Raw genomic sequence first — 1101 nt, 5'->3', positions numbered from 1 at the left:
CAGGGCTGATGCGTTCTCAGCTCGTGAGACCGAGCAGGTCGAGCGCGTGATCGGCGTGTGACCGGTAGTGGTCGGTCGCGGCAGCGATGTTGGTCCAGCCGGTCAGGCGCATGAGGCCGATGGCGAGGTTGCGCAGGGTGGCCATGGCTCGGGGCGTGGTGCCGGTGCGGACGCGGGAGGCGTCCTCGGCGAAGGTGACGTCGCGAATGTGGTGCAGCGCCTCGATCGACCAGTGGTTCTGGATCAGTTGCGCGAGCTGTCCGGGGGTCGCCTGGTCGGCGGTCAGGCTGGTGACCGCGTAGATGGTCTTGACGGTGGTCTTGCCGGTCTTGCGGTTGGTGCGGCGACGCTTGATCTCGATGGCCTGGACGGCGTGGGGGAACAGTAGGCCGGGCTGGACGGTGCAGACCTTCAGTCGACGGACCTCGCGGCGGCCGTGGCCAGAGCCGTCGGTGCGGTCCAGCAGCGGAATCTCGCACCAGGGCAGCTTCTTCAGTTGCTTGCGCAGCTTCTTCTGATTGCCCTTCACCACGAGGAGGTAGTGGGCGTGCTTGTCCTGGACCAGGTAGCGGGCGTGCTCGCGCTGGGTGTGCATCGCGTCCGCGGTCACCACGATCCCGCGCAGATCGAGTCCTTCCAGCAGCGGGGCGAAGGCGGGGATTTCGTTGCTCTTGGCCTCGACCTGGCGTTGCGCGATGACGGTCTGGCTCTCGTGGAGGGCGGCGGCCAGCAGGTGGATGGCGTTGCCGTCGGTGCGGCTGCCGCGCACGGTCTTGCCGTCCACGGCCAGGCCCACCAGTTCCTGGTCGGTGAGGGGGTCGGCGGCCTGGGTGGCGAGGTAGGCGCCGACCGCGTCGTCGAAGGCGTCCCCATCGAGTTTGGCCAGGAGCCGGCCCAGGGTGGTGGCGGCCGGCGTCGACTCCGCCAGGCCGAGACGGTCCGTCAGTTCCCGGTCGCAGCCGGCCGCGAACCGTGCGATCCGCGCCAGCGAACTGGCCCCGCTCAGCACCGCGACCACGCATAGGGCGAGCATCGGCCCGAGCCGGTAGCGGCAGCCCCGGCGACGGCGTGGGTCAGGCACCAGCTCCAGGACCTGGGCCA

The 1101-nt window shown here is 69.8% G+C and carries 1 protein-coding gene; it reads right to left on the bottom strand.

Going from position 1 to position 1101, the window contains the following annotated elements; genetic code table 11:
• Positions 1-16: 16 nt before the first annotated feature.
• The coding region (locus tag ACZ38L_RS39620; protein WP_465703040.1) for an ISAs1 family transposase at positions 17-1101 on the bottom strand (1085 nt) is incomplete at its 5' end.

The sequence above is a fragment of the Kitasatospora sp. NPDC024654 genome, from assembly GCF_055559155.1.
Note: the sequence above shows the minus strand (reverse complement) of the source record. Positions and strands in the feature narration are given on the sequence as shown.